Here is a 17,098-nt window from a genome sequence, read left to right as displayed (position 1 = left end):
CCGCTGCCGGTGAAGGGCGGGGGCGCGTGCTCAGGTCTTGGTCGCGTCGCCTACGACGGGTCGACCCCGTGGCTGCGCAGCCAGGACAGTGGGTCTATCGCCGAGCCGCCGCCGGGCCGGACCTCGAAGTGCAGGTGCGGGCCCGTCGAGTTGCCGGAGTTGCCGGAGTACGCGATCGGGTCGCCGGCCTTGACCGTCGTACCGGAGGCGACGCGGTAGCTGGAGAGGTGGCAGTACCACGTCTCCGTGCCGTCCTTCGCGGTCACGATCATCATGTTGCCGTAGGCGCTGTTCCACTGCGTGCGGACGGTGCCGTCGGTCGCGGCCATCACCGTCGTGCCGTACGAGACGGGGAAGTCGATGCCGGTGTGCACGGACATCCAGTTGATGCCGGACTGGCCGAAGTAGGCGCTGAGGCCGTGCTGGGCGACCGGAACCGCGAACTTCGGACGCAGCCGCTCCTTGCGGGCGGCCTCCTCGGCGGCCCTGCGCTTCTCGGCCGCCTGCTGCGCCTTGAGGTCGATGCGCTCCTGCGTACGGCTGGCCCGGTCCGCGAAGTCGTCGGCGCCGGCGGAGAGGCTCTCGAGCTGGGTGTCCAGCTTGTTGTTCGCGGCGGACGGCTTCACCGCCTCGCCCTCGGAGGCCAGCGTGGACGCGTCCTTGTCGTCGGTCAGGTTGCCGACGGATGCGGCGGCGATCCCCGCGACGCCCATCACGCAGGCCGAGGGCACGGCGATCGTCAGCAGCGCGGAGCGCTTCGGGGGCGTACGGCGGCGGGAGCGCGCCGCGCTGCGGGAGCCGGCGCGGGGAGAGGGGGCCGGAGCGATCTCCTCCTGGTCGTCGAGGAGGGGTGCCACGGCGGGGAGTTCGCCGGTGGCGGTCAACTCGGCCTCGTGCTGGGCCTGCTCGTCGTACGAGGTGTCGCCGTACGGCGTGTGCTCGTCGTAGGAGGCCGTGTGGTCCTCGTACGGAGCGTGCTCTTCGTAGGCCGCGTGCTCGTCGTACTGCGTGTGCTCTTCGTAGGCCGCGGCGGTGCCGTGCTCGATCTGGTCGAAGTGCGCGGTCGCCTGCTGGTCGAAGGATTCTGCTGACGGCTCGAAGTCGCCGGTCGTCTGCGCCGTGCTGCCGTCGGAGTTCCACTGGGTGGCGTCGTACGCCCCGGTGTCGAAGGCTGTCGTGCCCCATTCCCAGTTCTGGGTCTGGTCGGGCTGAGGGGCGGCCGTCTGGTCGGGCTGGAGCCAGGCGTTCGCGTCCCACTGGCCGGAGACGTCATGGCCGTCGGCCTGCTGCGGGACGAAGGCGAGCCGCTCGTGTTCGGTGCCCCAGGCCGCGGTCTCGTACGCGCCGGTGTCGTAGGCGGCCTGATGCTGGGCCGCGTAAGCGTCGTAGTGCGCGGTGTGGTGGCTGCCCGTGGACCACTGGGTGGCGTCGTACGTGCCCGTGCCGTCGCCCGGGAGGCTGCCGAACAGGGGGTCCGCGTCGAAGGTCGGTGTGGCGGTCGCAAAACCTGTGGCGTCGTAGGCGCCGTAGGTGGTGGAGTCACCGTAATGGGCTTCCTGCGTGCCGTACGACGCGTAATGCGCCGAGGCGGCGTCGGGAGCCGGAGTCGGAGACGTCATGGTCCCCGACGGGTGACGATCGTTCACCAACTTCTCTCTCGCCTCGACTACAGGGGCTGCCAGAGCAGTGCGGCGACTGTACCCGGCAGTACGCGGGCACGACAATCTTCGGCAGGTTTCGTGCGCGAAGGAAACGGGCATTCGGCCGTGTTTTGGCGGACTGCGGGCGCGATGTTGGCCTTGTGTTCGAAGATTGTTCGATCTCGGACCGCTGTGCTCGGGCTGTGCGGAGGCGGCTCGCGGAGTGGCGACGGGTGGCGGCGGGCTGGTTACGCCACTGTCATGCCGTCGGCCTGGGTGACGGCAGCGGCTCCGGTGCGGGTGGAGTCGAGGGCCTGCCGGATCCCGGTCGCGACTGCGGGGTGCACCGGCAGGGCGAGGTGGCCGACGCCGCTCACGCGGACGTTCTGCGCCAGCAGGTCCGGGTGGTCGATGCAGGCCGTCTCCAGCGGGTCCATCAGATGGTCGAGATCGCTCCAGAAGCTCACGAAGTGCGTACGGCAGCCGGGTGCGGGGCGGGCCAGCTCCTCGAGGACGGGTGAGCCAGGGCGCATCTGGCGCACGATGGGGTGCGCGTTCGCCAGCGGGACGACACGCGTGCCGGAATGCGGCGTGCCGAGCGTGACGAGAGTGCGGACCCTGTGGTCGCCGCCGAGGCGCTGCACGTAATAACGAGCTATCAGCCCGCCGAGGCTGTGTCCGACGACGTCGACCTGCCTGCTGCCGGTGCGCTCGCAGATTCCCTCTATGTGCCGGCCGAGCAACTCGGCTGCGGTGCGGATGTCGCAGGTCAGCGGGGAGTAGTTGAGCGACTCGACCTGGTGCCTGCCGTGCTGGGCGAGATTGCGGCGCAGCAGGACGAAGACCGAGCGGTTGTCGATGAAGCCGTGCAGCAGGACGACGGGCGGACTGGTCTCCGTCGGCAGCTGGGCCGTGTCCGGGGAGGGGAGCGCGGGGGTGCTGCGGCGCTCCTGCGTGATGCCGGAGGGATAGAGGAGCAGATGTCCGGCGAGGATCGCGATCTCCAGCGCGGTCGCCTTCAGCAGGGCCAGGGAGAGGCCGGCGAGCCTGCCCGGGAGCAGACGCCGGTAGAGCGGGAGAAAGGGGATGGTTGTCCCGGTGACCTTCATGGCCGACCTCCTTGTGGCACGCAGGAGGACGGCTCCGGCCCCCGTGTGCCCTCGTGGGAAGTCGCGGCCGAGGCGGCCGGCGGGGTAGGGCGAGGGTCCGTGGGGCGAGCGTGGCGCGCGGTGCGTGAGCCGGCCCTGGTGGCCGTGGTGCGCCGATGACCCGACGGGGCCGCTGCCGGATTGGCGACGAGGCTTCCCCGCTGTCGTGCCTTACCTGCCCTACCTGCCCTACGTGCCCTTCGTACCACCGTCGGCCCGCCCCACCGCCACGTCGCGCGGCCTGCGGCGCGGTGGTGCGGCGACCTCGTTGCGGCTCCCGTTGCGCACGGTCCCGCTGCGACGTGTGGGCCGCAGACTCCTGCGGTCCGTGTGCCGCAGTGATGTGGAACGGTGCGCGGCGAACGTGTCCCACCGTGTGATTTCCCCCTCGGTCTGCACCGCGAAACTGCCGGTTGCGGGATGCTGGCGATAACGTTCGTTCACTTCTCCGGGCGGCGTGGCCCGGGGCATCCGTGCCGAGAGGGCGCGTCCGGTGCGGTGAGCGGCGGAAATGTGCGATAGGCGCACCATGTATGACATGTGCGGCGAGTGCGGCATAACTCATACATGAGCAGTGCCTGTCGGTACGGATGGAAGTAGTCGCTTCATGGAGGCAGTGATGGGTGTGGCAGCCGGTCCGATCCGCGTGGTGGTGGCCAAGCCGGGACTCGACGGCCACGATCGCGGGGCCAAGGTGATCGCGCGGGCCCTGCGCGACGCCGGTATGGAGGTCATCTACACCGGGCTCCACCAGACCCCGGAGCAGATCGTCGACACCGCGATCCAGGAGGACGCCGACGCGATCGGCCTGTCCATCCTCTCCGGTGCCCACAACACCCTCTTCGCCGCCGTGATCGAGCTCCTCAAGGAGCGCGAGGCGGAGGACATCCTCATCTTCGGCGGCGGGATCATTCCCGAGGCGGACATCGCACCGCTGAAGGAGAAGGGCGTCGCGGAGATCTTCACGCCGGGCGCGACCACGCAGACGATCGTGGACTGGGTGCGGGCGAACGTGCGTCAGCCGGCAGGGGCCTAGGTCGCTCGTCGGTGCCGGTGCCGGTGCCGGTGCCGGTGCCGGTGCGGGTGCGGGTGCGGGTGTCGGCGCGGGCGCGGGCGCGGGTGTCGGTGCCGGTGTGGAGGCGTGGGGGCGGCCGGAGGCTGGGGGCGCCCCCGGATTCCCGTTCGGCCTGAACGGCCTCGTCCTCAAGCGCCCGGTGTGCCCAGCTCCTCGATCATGGCCGCACGCAACCGCAGTGTCGTCACCAGCCGCTGGAACGCCTCCGCCCAGTACCCCCCGGCCCCCGGCGACGCGTCCTCCGGTTCGTCCGGTACCGCCAGCAGGCCGTCCAGGCGCCTCGCCTCGGCCGGGTCGAGGCAGCGCTCGGCCAGGCCCATCACTCCACTGAAACTCCATGGATAACTCCCCGCGTCCCGCGCGATGTTGAGCGCGTCCACGACCGCACGTCCCAGCGGCGCGGCCCACGGCACCGCACATACTCCGAGCAGCTGAAACGCCTCCGACAGGCCGTGCATTGCGATGAACCCGGCGACCCACCCGGCCCGCTCGTCCGAGCTCAGCGTCCCCAGCAGCTTCGCCCGCTCGGCCAGCGACACCGCCCCCGGGCCGCCGGCCTCCGGGGCGGAGGGCGACCCGAGCAGCGCCCTGGCCCACTCGGCGTCCCGCTGCCGTACGGCCGCCCGGCACCAGGCCGCGTGCAGCTCCGCCCGCCAGTCGTCCGTCACCGGAAGCGCCACGATCTCCTCGGGCGTACGTCGGCCGAGCCGCCTCGCCCAGGTGTCGAGGGGCGTCGCCTCCACCAACTGGCCGAACCACCACGACCGTTCACCCCGGCCCGCCGGAGCCTTTGCCACCACCCCGTCGCGCTCCATGCCCGCGTCGCACTCGTGCGGTGCCTCGACGGTGATCGTCGGGGCCTCACCCGTGTGATCCAGCGCCACGCAGGCCCCGGCGCGCACCGCCATCCGTCCGGCGAGCGCCGAACCCGGCAGTGCCGACAGCAACTCCGCCGCGGTCGCTCGGACATTGCGGCTCCGATCGGCCAGCGCCTGTTCCAGGAACGGCTCGTCCTGTGCGCCGAGCCCCATGCGCAGCGAGTCGAGGAACATCAGCCGGTCCTCGGCCCGCTCCGTCGCCCACGTCGTGACCAGCAGCTCACGCGCGGCTTCGGGCTCCCGGGCGCGTATCGCGGAGAGCAGGGCGACCCGCTCCGCGAACAGGCCCTCCTGCCAGAGCTGTTGCACCTTGGCCGGGTCGTCGAGATGCGGCAGTGCTGCGCCCCCGCCCGGGGTCGCGCGCAGGGCGAACCGCCAGTCCGGGTTGAGCCGGGCCAGCCACACCGCGCGCGGGCCCGCGAACGTCAGCGCCGTCGGGCGCAGATCCGTACGCCCCCGCGCCGCGTCCAGCAGCGCGGGCAGCACCTCGGGAGGCGGCGCGAGACCCCGCTCGTTCGCTCGCGCGAGCCACTCGGGCAGCAGTTCCACCAGGTCAGGTGCCGTGCCTCGGCGGCCGCCACCGCCCGCGCCCGGACGGTCGGCCAGCAGCATCGCCAGCCTGCGGGCGGCGGCAGCAGGCAGCGCCGGCCGCGCGTCCTCGGGGGCGGGCTGCGGACGGTCGGCGGCACGCGCAGGTCGCAGCCCGGCCCGCCGCCGTACGGTCTCCACGGCCACCGCGTCCAGCAGCGCCACCGGCGCCTCCCGGCCCGGCGGACAGCCCGGCGGCGTACGCCGTTCCGTCCCGAGCAGTGCCGCCGTGACGAGTTCCTCCCAGGCGCTCGGCGCGGGCGAGTCCACGGGAACGGAGGGACTGTTCATGAGGTTCGTTCCTCTCTGCCTTCGTGTGCTGGGTGCCGTGGAGTGAAGGGGAGTGGGGGAGACGGCGCGGTGCTCAGCAGAGCCGCACGGCCTCGCCCGACCCCTCCGGCCAGGCCGTGAGCGGGGTGAAGCCGCGGTGGCCGCACTCGCCGAACACCTTCACCGGTGCGCCGCCCGACAGCGCGACCAGGCGCCACAGGCCCGGGCGGGCGCGTGCGGCCGGGGCGAGCGGGAGCGCGGTGTCCGCGTCGGCGTCCGCCAGCTGCCACGAGTCGCCGTCCGGCGCCGGTATGACCCGGTCCAGGGTCACCGGGACGGAGTCCAGCCACGGATCGTCGCGGAGCGCGTCGCCGTAGCGGGCGGTCGCCTCGGCCGTCGTCATGCCGGGTGGCCGTATCGAAGCGGGTGCGGGTGGCGCGAACTGCTCGCCCAGGGCCGCCCGCAACTGGCCCGCCCCGGGGTATGCCGTCAGCTCCGCCTCCAGGGCCAGACCCACCGGCAGCGTCAGCTCGGGAGCTCGGCCGGCCGCGCCGTAGGAGAGGAGCAGCGCGGTACGGCCCGAGTCGGCGCCGTGCAGCCAGATCCGGCGCGTCGTGAGCTTCACGTCGGCCGTGTCGTACTGGGCGAGGACCAGCCAGCGGTCCCTGACGGGCGGGCCGTCCGCCGACGCGGGCAGGCCGATGCGGGAGCGGACCGTGTCCGCCAGGCCGCCGGGTAGTCCCTCGCGGCGCAGCCAGCCCTGGTCGAGGAGGTGGAGCAGGGCGCACTCCTCCAGCAGCCGTACCGGCCAGCCCGGTCCGGAGGCAGGTATCGCCCCCAACTCCCGCACGCGCGCCGCGAGTCCCGGAGCCTGGGCGTCCACCATGCGGGCGGCCGTCTCCTCCCACAGCCCGTACCCCGCCTGCTCGGCGCCGGCCAGGCCGCCGCGCAGCAGGTCCGTCAGCCGCTGCTCCAGCTCCGTCGCCCCCGCGGTGACGCGTACGGCCCGGCGCTCCGCCCTTCGCCGTGCCGCCTCCGGATCAGCGGAGGCGGGCGAGGAACCGGACGCGCCCGCCGTCCGCTTCTCCTCGGCACGCTGCCTTCTCCCCTTGATCCACTGCTCCGCCCAGTCCGGCGGCTCCGCAGCCGACGGCACCGCGCCGTCCTCGCCCGCCCAGAGCAGCAACAGCCCGAGCGCGTGCTTGCACGGGAACTTCCGGCTCGGGCAACTGCACTTGTACGCGGGCCCGGACGCGTCCGCGATGTCGATGACCGTCTGATACGGCCTGCTGCCACTGCCCTTGCACAGCCCCCACACCGTCCCTTCGTCGGCACTCCCCGCCTCGGACCACGGCCCCGCCGCTCCGAGTTTGCTTCCCGCTTTGCGTGACGCGGCGTCAGGCGCCAGCGCCAGCACCTGGTCCGCAGTCCAGCGCACCCCCTGCTGAGTCATGTCATCGAAGGTAGATCCCACCACTGACAATCGGCCCGGGCAGCGGACCCGGCGGCGGGCCCATGACGGCGTTTGTGCAGGTCGGAACGCATTGTCAGTGGCGTGGTGCAACGTGGTTGCCAGATCCGAAACGGCTGAACCGGCCGAGCTGGAGGGGGACTTTGCCATGCCTGTGTCCGTAGAACCGACACCTGCCGAGGTGCGGGAGGCGGAACCGACCGAGGCGTTGCGACCGCATGCCGAGGATGCCTTCGCCCATGAACTCACGGCGCTGGCCGCGCAGGACGACCGTCCGCGTCCGGCCCGCTGGAAGCTGTCGCCGTGGGCCGTGGCCACGTATCTGCTCGGCGGCACGCTGGCCGACGGCACGGTGATCACACCGAAGTACGTGGGCCCGCGGCGCCTCGTCGAGGTCGCCGTCACCACGCTCGCCACCGACCGGGCCCTGCTTCTGCTCGGCGTGCCGGGTACCGCGAAGACCTGGGTTTCCGAGCACCTGGCCGCGGCGGTCAGCGGCGACTCGACGCTGCTGGTGCAGGGCACGGCCGGCACCCCGGAGGAGGCGATCCGGTACGGCTGGAACTACGCGCAGTTGCTCGCGCACGGGCCGAGCCGTGACGCCCTCGTGCCGAGCCCCGTCATGCGGGCCATGTCGGAGGGGATGACGGCCCGTGTCGAGGAACTGACCCGTATTCCTGCCGATGTGCAGGACACGCTGATCACGATCCTCTCGGAGAAGACGCTGCCCATACCGGAACTGGGACAGGAGGTGCAGGCGGTCCGCGGCTTCAACCTCATCGCCACGGCCAACGACCGCGACCGCGGGGTCAACGACCTCTCCAGCGCGCTGCGCCGCCGCTTCAACACGGTCGTGCTGCCGCTGCCGGCGAGCGCCGAGGCCGAGGTGGACATCGTCTCCCGCCGCGTCGACCAGATCGGCCGGTCGCTCGACCTGCCGACCGTGCCGGACGGCATCGACGAGATCCACCGTGTCGTGACCGTCTTCCGTGAGCTGCGCGACGGGGTCACCTCCGACGGCCGCACGAAGCTGAAGTCGCCCAGCGGCACGCTGTCGACGGCCGAGGCGATCTCCGTCGTCACCAACGGCCTCGCGCTGGCCGCCCATTTCGGTGACGGAGTGCTGCGGCCCGGCGACGTCGCAGCGGGCATCCTCGGCGCCGTGGTCCGCGACCCTGCCGCCGACCGCGTCATCTGGCAGGAGTACCTGGAGGCGGTTGTGCGTGAGCGGGACGGCTGGACGGACTTCTACCGGGCCTGTCGAGAGGTGAGCGTGTGAGCGACGAGGACGACCTCGGCTGGGGCCGGCCGCGTGGGGGCTCGGGAGGAAGCGGGTCCGCGGCGGTTTCGCGGCAAGGGGAGGCCGGGACGGTGGTGCGGCATCGGGAGGCCGGGACGGTGACCGACGGCGGCCCGTGGTGGCCGAAGGGCTGACGGGGGCGGTGCGGTCCGGCGGCCTCGTCGGAGGGGCCGCCGGACCGGGGAAGCCGCAGCGGGGTCAGGACGGACGCCGCGGTGATGGCGAGGACGTGAGCGATGGCGAGGCGGCGGGCGACGGCGTCGGACGGCTGTGGGAACGGGGGTCGATGTGAACGGCGTTGAGAGCGCGGGGAGTCAGGGGATGAACGTGGTCACCGGCGGGGCGGGCGATGAGCGCACCGAGTCGGGCAGCTCGGGCAGCTCGGACGGCTCGGCGGCATCGCGTTCGGCGGTGAAGCCGTCGGGGCCGTTGCTGCTGGGGGTGCGGCATCACGGGCCCGGGTCGGCACGTGCGGTGCGGGCGGCGCTGGACGCTGCGCGGCCACGGACGGTGCTGATCGAAGGCCCGCCGGAGGCCGACGTGCTGATCCCGCTCGCCGCCGACGAGGCGATGCGGCCCCCGGTCGCGCTGCTCGCCCATGCCGTGGACGAGCCCGGGCGTTCGGCCTTCTGGCCGCTGGCCGAGTTCTCCCCGGAGTGGGTCGCGATCCGCTGGGCCGTGGAGCACCAGGTGCCGGCCCGGTTCATCGACCTGCCTGCCACGCACACGTTGGCGTGGGGGAAGGCGGACGAGACCGCGCCGGATGCGGGTGCGGGGGGTGAGCCGGCCGCCGACGCCGACGAACCCACGGACGGCGCGGACGGCTCGCAGGCCGAGGAGACCGATCCTCGTGCCGCCGTACGGGTGGACCCCCTCGCCGTGCTCGCCGATGTCGCCGGTTACGACGATCCCGAGCGGTGGTGGGAGGACGTCGTCGAGCACCGGAGGGCGGGGGACGGGGATGTGTTCGCGCCGTTCCTCGGGCTCGAAGAGGCGATGGGGGCGCTGCGGGAGGCGTACGGGAGCGGGGGACATGACCGGGACCTCGTTCGCGAGGCGCATATGAGGCTCCAGATGCGGGCGGCGCAGCGGGAGTTCGGCGCCGACGTGGCCGTCGTGTGCGGGGCCTGGCACGTGCCCGCACTACGGCAGAGGAGCACCGTCGGCGCCGACAAGGCGCTGCTGAAGGGGCTGCCCAAGGTCAAGGCCGGCATGACCTGGGTGCCGTGGACGAACCGGCGGTTGGCCCGGGCCGGCGGCTACGGGGCGGGGATCGACTCGCCGGGGTGGTACGGGCACCTGTTCAGTGCGCCTGACCGGCCCGTCGAGCGGTGGATGACCAAGGTGGCCGGGCTGCTGCGGGACGAGGACCGGATCGTGTCCTCGGCCCATGTCATCGAGGCGGTACGGCTGGCGGAGACGCTGGCGGCGATGCGCGGGCGGCCGCTGCCGGGGCTGAGCGAGACGACCGACGCGGTGCGGGCGGTCATGTGCGAGGGCTCGGACGTGCCGTTGGCCCTGGTGCGGGACCGGCTGGTCGTGGGGGACGTGCTGGGGGAGGTGCCGCGGTCGGCGCCGGCGGTGCCGTTGCAGCGGGACCTCGACCGGATCCAGCGCCGGCTGCGGCTCAAGCCGGAGGCGCTGGAACGGGAGCTGGAGCTCGACCTGCGCAAGGAGAACGACGCCGAGCGCAGCAGGCTGCTGCACCGGCTGCGGCTGCTGCGGGTGGAGTGGGGCGAGCCGGTCGCGTCGCGGGGCAGCACGGGGACGTTCCGGGAGACGTGGCGGCTGCGGTGGGAGCCGGAGCTGTCCGTGCGGGTCGCCGAGGCCGGGGTGTGGGGGACCACCGTTTTCGCAGCGGCGATCGCCAAGGCCGAGGCGGACGCCGTCTCCGCGCCGGGCCTCGCCGACGTCACCGCCCTCGCCGAGCGCTGCCTCCTGGCCGAACTGCCGGACGCGCTGCCCACGGTGATGCGGATCCTCGCCGACCGGGCCGCCCTCGACACCGACGTCGGCCACCTCGCCCAGGCCCTGCCCGCGCTGGTCCGCTCCCTGCGGTACGGCGATGTGCGCGGCACGGACACCGGGGCGCTCGCGGAGGTCGCCGCGGGACTCGCCGAGCGCGTCTTCGTCGGCCTGCCCCCGGCCTGCGCCGCGCTGGACGCCGACGCGGCCGAGGAGATGCGGCGCCATGTCGACGCGGTGCATGGGGCGGTCGGGTTGCTGGGCGATGCGGTGGGCTCGCGTCGGGATACGGGAGGTGGGGGCGGATCCGGCTCCGGGCAGGGCGATGTGGGGGCCGCATCGGAGCACGGTGGCCAGGGCCAGGTCGCCGACACCGGGCGCGGTGACGAAGGTGGAGCCGGCGGCACCGGGGACGGAGCCTGTGGCGAGGGGATGTCGGCAGGGCACCGCGCTTCGGACGGCTCGTCCTCCCCCGGGCACGGTGATCTGCGCAAGCGCTGGCATGCCGTGCTGCGGGTGTTGGTGGTGCGGGACACCGTGCCCGGGGTCATCAGGGGGCGCGCGGTGCGGTTGCTGCTGGACGACGGGGAGGTGGGGCAGGACGAGGCGGCTCGGGCGATGGGGCTCGCGTTGTCGCCGGGGACGCCGCCGGGGGACGCGGCCGCGTGGATCGAGGGGTTCGTCGGGGGCGGCTCGGGCGGCGGGATGCTGCTCGTGCACGACGAGAGGCTGCTCGGGCTGGTCGACGCGTGGCTGACGGGGGTGTCGGCGGAGGGGTTCACGGATGTGCTGCCGCTGCTGCGGCGGACCTTCTCGGCGTATGAGCCGGGGGTGCGGCGGACTCTCGGGGAACTGGTCCGGCGCGGGCCGGGCGAGTGGCCAGGCGCGGGGGGCGGCGGGGCCGGGATACCCGGATTCGCGGACGAGTTCGACGTCGGGCGGGCGGACGCCGTGGTGCCGGTCGTGCGGCTGCTGCTGGGGCTGGACCGGATGGAGACGGACGAGGGCGCCGAGGGCGGCCTCGGGGGCAACGACCTTGTGGGGGCGATGGGATGACGACCGACGTGATGACGGAACCGGGGGAGCGAGCAGCGGCGGCGGGCGCCGGGAGGCAGCCGCACGGGCCGGCGGCACAGGGCGGCCGGCCATTGACGACCACCGTGCCGGTGCTCCCGCTGTGGGAGCGGCCTCGCAAGGGGGCGTGCCGATGACGACCGAGGCGACGGACCCGGACCGGGAGCGGCTGCGGCGGTGGCGGATGGTGCTCGGCGGGGACGAGGCGGACGGCACCGGCTGCGCGCTCTCCGGCAAGGACTCCGCGATGGACGGGGCGTTGACCGCGCTCTACGGAAAGGGGGACAAGGGGACGCAGTCGGGGAGGGACCGTTCGGCGGGGCTCGGGGCGTCGGCGCCGTCCGTGGCGCGGTGGCTCGGGGACATCCGGACGTACTTCCCGTCCTCCGTCGTCCAGGTCATGCAGCGGGACGCCATCGACCGGCTCGGGCTGTCGACGCTGTTGCTGGAGCCGGAGATGCTGGAGGCGGTGGAGGCGGACGTGCACCTCGTCGGCACGCTGCTCTCGCTCAACCGGGCCATGCCGGAGACGACGAAGGAGACGGCGCGTGCCGTCGTGCGCAAGGTCGTCGAGGACCTGGAGAAGCGGCTGGCGACCCGCACCCGGGCCACTCTCACCGGCGCCCTCGACCGCAGTGCCAGGATCAGCAGGCCGCGCCACCACGACATCGACTGGAACCGCACCATCGCGGCCAACCTCAAGCACTATCTGCCGGAGTACCGGACGATCGTGCCGGAGCGGCTCATCGGGTACGGGCGGGCGTCGCAGTCCGTGAAGAAGGAGGTCGTCCTCTGCATCGACCAGTCCGGGTCGATGGCGGCGTCCGTGGTGTACGCGTCGGTGTTCGGGGCCGTGCTGGCGTCGATGCGGTCCATCAACACACGGCTGGTCGTCTTCGACACCTCCGTCGTCGACCTCACCGACCAGCTCGACGACCCCGTGGACGTCCTCTTCGGCACCCAGCTCGGCGGCGGCACGGACATCAACCGGGCGCTGGCGTACTGCCAGTCGCAGATCACCCGGCCCGCGGAGACGGTGGTCGTGCTGATCAGCGACCTGTACGAGGGCGGCATACGCAACGAGATGCTCAAGCGGGTCGCCGCGATGAAGGCCTCGGGGGTGCAGTTCGTGGCGCTGCTGGCGCTGTCGGACGAGGGGGCGCCGGCGTACGACAGGGAACACGCGGCCGCGCTCGCCGCGTTGGGCGCACCGGCCTTCGCCTGTACGCCCGACCTGTTCCCGGAGGTGATGGCGGCGGCCATCGAGAAGCGCCCGATTCCGGTGCCCGACGCGGTCTGAGGAACAACTTGCTCCGCAGGCAAGGGTCCGGGACCCGAAGGTCCAGGACTCAGAGGTCCGGGACTCAGAGGTCTGGGACCCAGAGGTCCGGGACCCGGTGGCTCAGGACGCAAGGGCGTGGAGTTACCGGTGATTTGTCGACCAAGTGATGACCGACTTCGGTCAGCAAAACGGACATGAGTGCGCATCGTTGGCGGGGGGCTTGCGCGACGGCAGGAGGGGCGTGCAAGGATCGACGCCTGCCAGGTGGTGCGCTGTCGCGCCGCCCGTCCGTACCGCGTCCAGTCGACTCGACGCTCGGCACGTGTACTTCGTTCCGCCGCATGGAGGGACCACCCCGTCTTGACCTGGACAGCCACCTTGCCCGGTGCCGCCGTGCGCGTCCTGCGCATCGCGGCCGGGCGGCGTGCGCTGCAACTGGGGCTGGTGGCGGGCGGCCTGTTCGCGATCGGGCTCCTCGGTACGGAGCGGGCGTACGCGGCAGACGGGCCGGGCGGGGTACCGGTCAGCGCTTCGTCGGTGTCGGCGACATCCGCGGTATCGGCGCCGTCGGCAGTGTCGTCCGCGTCGGCCTCGGCCTCGGACGAACTCCGGTCGTCGGTACAGGGCCCATCGGTACAGGACACGTCGGTACAGGACACGTCGGTACAGGGCCCGTCGGTACAGGACACGTCGGTACAGGGCCCGTCGGTACAAGACACGTCGGTACAGGGCACGGTCGAGCGGCTTCTGAGCCCGCCTGCCGAGCTCACCGCGCAGCCCGCCAACCCCATCACGCCTGACGCACAGGCCAAGCCCGGCGCCCACGACGAGTCGACGGCGCCGCCCGCCGACCCGGCGCCTCCGCGGAACCCGGCTCCCGAGGACCAGCGTTCTCAGCCTGAGATTCCGCGGAAGCCGGAGATTCCGCGGAAGCCCGGGGTTCCGCCGACCCAGCCCCAGGACCAGCCCGACCCGACCCACACCCCTCGGCCCACCGCCGACGACCCGATCCTCGCCCCGGTGACCGATCAGCTCGGGCAGGCCGTCGGCACCCAGGTCGTGGAGCCCGTCGGCGACATCGTGCGGACGGTGACCCAGGATCTGGCCGCGGGGCTTGCCGAGGTGCAGGCGGCCGTGCCGCCGTTGGCGTCGTTGCCCGCGCTGCCGACCGCGCCCGAGACGACGTGGCCGAGCTGGCCGGGTTGGGAACTCCCCGCCGTTCCCGGGCTCCCGGACCTGCCGGGCGCAGGTGTGCCCGCGCTGCCGGGACAGACGTTGCCGGCCCCGGTCACCGGGACGCCGCAGCCGGGGTCGGACGCGCCCGGCTCGAATGACGGACGCACCCCCAAGGGACGTACCGGCAAGGAAGCGGACGGCGTCCACGGCCCCGGCCTCGGAGCCGACGGGGCCGCGTTCCCCGCTCCGGCGGCCGGTCACGCGCACCGTATGGCGCCGTCCGGCCACGCCCCCGCCCGTCAGGCGCCGGCCGACCGCCCGGGTGGTGCGGTGGGCTACCACGCGGTGGGCGACAGCGGTACGCCGAGGCACGGGGACGCGCATGCGGTCGCGTCGCACCGGCGTGTGGCGTTGCTGCTGGTGCCCGGCTCCGCCGTCCGTGCGGAAGCGGACGCGATCCAGGACAGGCACCGGGACATACCGGTTTCCCCCGCATAGGCCCCTGAGCCGCTGGGCCCGTAGGCCGACCCTCCCCGCCGCGGACCTGCCGCGCGGGGGCGGAAACAGGTCTGCCCGTCCGTCCGGACGCCTCCCAGGCTCCCCGATGTCAGCGACATCCCCCGGACGGAAGCCGCCGGAGCCGTACCCGGTCCCGCCGGTCCTCAACTCCTCGGACCGCGACCGTGATCGGCGCCGGAATGTCCCCGAACCGTCCGAAGTCCCGGAGCTTCACTTCTCCGTTGCTCCGGGGTTCTTCGGAACCCCGAGATCTAGGGATCCGACGCAAGCATGAACAAGAACATCCGCCGTTCGATCGTCATAGCCGCCGGAGTCACCGGCGCCTGGGCGCTCGGTTCGACCGTGGCCAGCGCAGACGAGCTGCCGGCCGCCACCCTCTCCGCACCGGACACGGCCACCGACGTGACCGACACGGCCGACGGCGCCGACGCCCCCGGCCTTCTCGGCGGCGTGACCGACACGGTCGACGGCGTCGTCTCCGGCGTCACGGACACCGTCACCGGCGTCACCGAGGGCGCGACCGGCGAGGTCGCCGACACCGCCCGGACGACACCCGCGAACACCGCCGACCAGGCCCGCCGCTACGTGGACGCCGACCTCACGGTCCCGTCCGCGACGAACACCGCAACGTCCGCCGCCGCCAAGGCCAAGGGCGCGGCGCAGGCCGTCCAGGGCGCCAGGGCCGCCCGCGCGGACAAGGCCGCGGCACACGCGACCGCGCAGGTCACCGCGCACGCCGAGGCCCATGTGTCCGCGGCCGTGACCGACGTCCGCGACCACCTCCCCCACAACACCCCGCAGCACCCCGGCACCATCGACTACCTCTTCGGCCCCCTCGCCGCCTTCGCCCCTGAGCTGGAGCAGGCGCTCGCCGCCGCGCAGACGAAGGTGCAGGGCGCGCAGGCGGCGGCGCGTTCGCAGGCGCAGGGCGTGGAGGGCGTCGTACGGACGAAGGCGCAGTACGCCGTCGCCGGCGCGGGTCGCACCGCGGCGGGCGTCGACGACGTCACGCACGCCGCCGTCGCCCACGCCGACGGCAGGATCACGGACACGGCGACCGTCGCCACCGGCCGGGTCGGCGCGGTCACCGCGGCCGCGCAGGCATCCGTCTCCGCGGTCCCGAGCCATGTCACCGGCACGGCCGGCGGCGTGGAGCAGCGGGTCGTCGGAACGGTCGCCGCCGTCCCCGGCACGGTCACGCCGGTCGTGGAGCAGACCGCCGACGCGGTCGTCCCGCCGGTCGTCACCGAGGCCGTGCACGGAGTCGGCCCGGTCGCGGGTCGCGCCGTCGAGGGCGTCGTCCCGGCCGCCGGGCATGCCGTCGCCGGTGTCGTCCCCGCCGCCACCGGCACCGCGGCCGGGGTGACCCCGGTCGCCGGGCACGTGGTGGACGGCGTCCAGCCGGTGGCCGGCGACGCGGTGAACGGGGTGACGCCGGTCGTCGGCAGGACGGTCGACGGCGTGGTCCCGGTCGCCCACAGTGCCGTCGCCGGGGTCGGCCGGACCGCCGGGCACACGGTCGACGCCGCGACCGCACTCGCGTACGGCGTGGTCGCCGACGTCCAGCCGGTGGCCACCGGAGCCGTCGCGGGCGTGCGCCCGGTCGTCGGCGGGGCCGTCCAGGAGGTTCGGTCGGCGGCCGGCGGGGTCGTCCAGGGCGCGGTGCCGGTGGCCCACGGCGCGGTCGGCGATGTCCGGCACCTCGCCCACGGCACCGTCGCCGACGTCCGTCCCGTCGCGTCGGGCGCCGTCGCCGACGTGCAGCCGGTCGTGGAGGGCGTCGCCACCGACGTACCCCCCTACGCCACCGGCCTGGCCGGCCATGTCGCGGGCGACGTCACCGGTTCGGTCCTGCCGCCGGTCGCCGATCAGGCCGTGCACGGCGTGCTGCCGGTCGCCGGTCGGGCGGTCGCCGACGCGGGCACGCTGGCATACGGCGTCGCGGAAGACGTCCGTCCGTTCGCCGGCGGTGTCGTCGGTGAGGTCGGCCCCTTGGCGCATGGCGTGGCCGGGCAGGCCGTGCCCTTCGCCGGCGGTGTCGCCGAGCAGGTGCCGCCCTTCGCGTACGGCGTCACCGGTGCCGTACAGCCGGTCGTCGACCAGGTCGTGGACACCGTGCGACCGGTCGCGGACGGCGTCGGCGGCAGCGCCACGACCCTCGCGTACGGCGTCGCGGAAGACGTCCGTCCGTTCGCCGGCGGTGTCGTCGGTGAGGTCGGCCCGTTCGCGCACGGGGTGGCCGGGCAGGCCGTGCCGTTCGCCGGGGACCTGACCGGGACGGTCCGCGACTCGGCCGGCCCGCTCGCGGGCAACGCCGCAGGCGGCGTGCAGGGCGTCGCCCACTCGGTCACGCCCGGCTACGCGCAGTACCTCGGTGACCAGGTCCGCGACGACCTCGGCCAGGGAGCCGGCGCCTACCGGGTCTGAGCGCACCCCCTCCGCCGGGGCGGCGCGATCACAACCAGGGATCAGCAGCAGTGATCAGCAGCAGTGATCAGTAACAGGGATCAGCAACAGAGATCGCCATCCGTGATCACACCTCTTGATCACACCTCTTGATCACACTCCTTGATCACCGCCCCGGCGACCGAAGACTCCGCGTGGCAGCCGGTCCGGACGGCCGAAAGCCGTCGGCCTCGTCCGGCCGGGATCTCGCGGACCGGGCGGGTGGTCCCCATTGGGGTGGGGATCACCCGTCCAGAGCCCTCAGGG

Annotated in this window: 10 protein-coding genes; 6 read left to right on the top strand and 4 right to left on the bottom strand. The window is 73.5% G+C overall.

The genetic code is table 11. The annotated features are described in order from the left end of the window. Positions 1–50 precede the first annotated feature (50 nt). The gene (locus tag AC3ETA_RS07510; protein WP_432192004.1) at positions 51–1,619 is read right to left on the bottom strand and encodes a M23 family metallopeptidase; all 1,569 of its coding nucleotides are present in this window, start codon (positions 1,617–1,619) and stop codon (positions 51–53) included. Between the two features lie 269 nt (positions 1,620–1,888). Continuing rightward, positions 1,889–2,749, bottom strand: a complete 861-nt coding sequence (locus tag AC3ETA_RS07505; RefSeq protein ID WP_432192003.1) for an esterase/lipase family protein — start codon at positions 2,747–2,749, stop codon at positions 1,889–1,891. Between the two features lie 658 nt (positions 2,750–3,407). Here AC3ETA_RS07505 and icmB point away from each other — a divergent pair. Further along, a complete protein-coding gene (icmB, locus tag AC3ETA_RS07500) occupies positions 3,408–3,824 on the top strand; it encodes a coenzyme B12-dependent isobutyryl CoA mutase small subunit (RefSeq protein ID WP_432192002.1) in 417 nt (138 codons plus the stop codon). A gap of 167 nt (positions 3,825–3,991) precedes the next feature. On the opposite strand, the gene AC3ETA_RS07495 is transcribed toward icmB, so the two are convergent. Both AC3ETA_RS07495 and AC3ETA_RS07490 read right to left on the bottom strand, forming a co-directional pair. Next, positions 3,992–5,620 (bottom strand): DUF5691 domain-containing protein, encoded by a 1,629-nt coding sequence (locus tag AC3ETA_RS07495; RefSeq protein WP_432192001.1) that lies wholly within the window; start codon positions 5,618–5,620, stop codon positions 3,992–3,994. Positions 5,621–5,693: 73 nt separating this feature from the next. Continuing rightward, positions 5,694–7,052, bottom strand: a complete 1,359-nt coding sequence (locus AC3ETA_RS07490) for an SWIM zinc finger family protein (protein ID WP_432192000.1) — start codon at positions 7,050–7,052, stop codon at positions 5,694–5,696. A 166-nt stretch (positions 7,053–7,218) separates the two neighbouring features. Here AC3ETA_RS07490 and AC3ETA_RS07485 point away from each other — a divergent pair, with 166 nt between their 5' ends. The 5 genes from AC3ETA_RS07485 to AC3ETA_RS07465 all read left to right on the top strand — a co-directional run bounded on the left by AC3ETA_RS07485 (position 7,219) and on the right by AC3ETA_RS07465 (position 16,813). Beyond that, positions 7,219–8,349 carry an ATP-binding protein gene (locus AC3ETA_RS07485; RefSeq protein WP_432191999.1) on the top strand — a complete coding sequence of 377 codons (1,131 nt, stop codon included), beginning with the start codon at positions 7,219–7,221 and terminating at the stop codon, positions 8,347–8,349. A gap of 342 nt (positions 8,350–8,691) precedes the next feature. Further along, positions 8,692–11,391, top strand: a complete 2,700-nt coding sequence (locus tag AC3ETA_RS07480; RefSeq protein ID WP_432191998.1) for a DUF5682 family protein — start codon at positions 8,692–8,694, stop codon at positions 11,389–11,391. 151 nt (positions 11,392–11,542) lie between these two features. Further along, positions 11,543–12,709 (top strand): VWA domain-containing protein, encoded by a 1,167-nt coding sequence (locus AC3ETA_RS07475; RefSeq protein WP_432191997.1) that lies wholly within the window; start codon positions 11,543–11,545, stop codon positions 12,707–12,709. Positions 12,710–13,051: 342 nt separating this feature from the next. After that, complete coding sequence (locus tag AC3ETA_RS07470) at positions 13,052–14,365, top strand: hypothetical protein (RefSeq protein WP_432191996.1); 1,314 nt, start codon at positions 13,052–13,054, stop codon at positions 14,363–14,365. A gap of 291 nt (positions 14,366–14,656) precedes the next feature. Next, positions 14,657–16,813: a hypothetical protein gene (locus tag AC3ETA_RS07465; RefSeq protein WP_432191995.1), complete on the top strand. Its 2,157-nt coding sequence runs from the start codon at positions 14,657–14,659 to the stop codon at positions 16,811–16,813. Positions 16,814–17,098 lie beyond the last annotated feature (285 nt).

This window comes from Streptomyces sp. bgisy027 (assembly GCF_057710365.1).
Note: the sequence above shows the minus strand (reverse complement) of the source record. Positions and strands in the feature narration are given on the sequence as shown.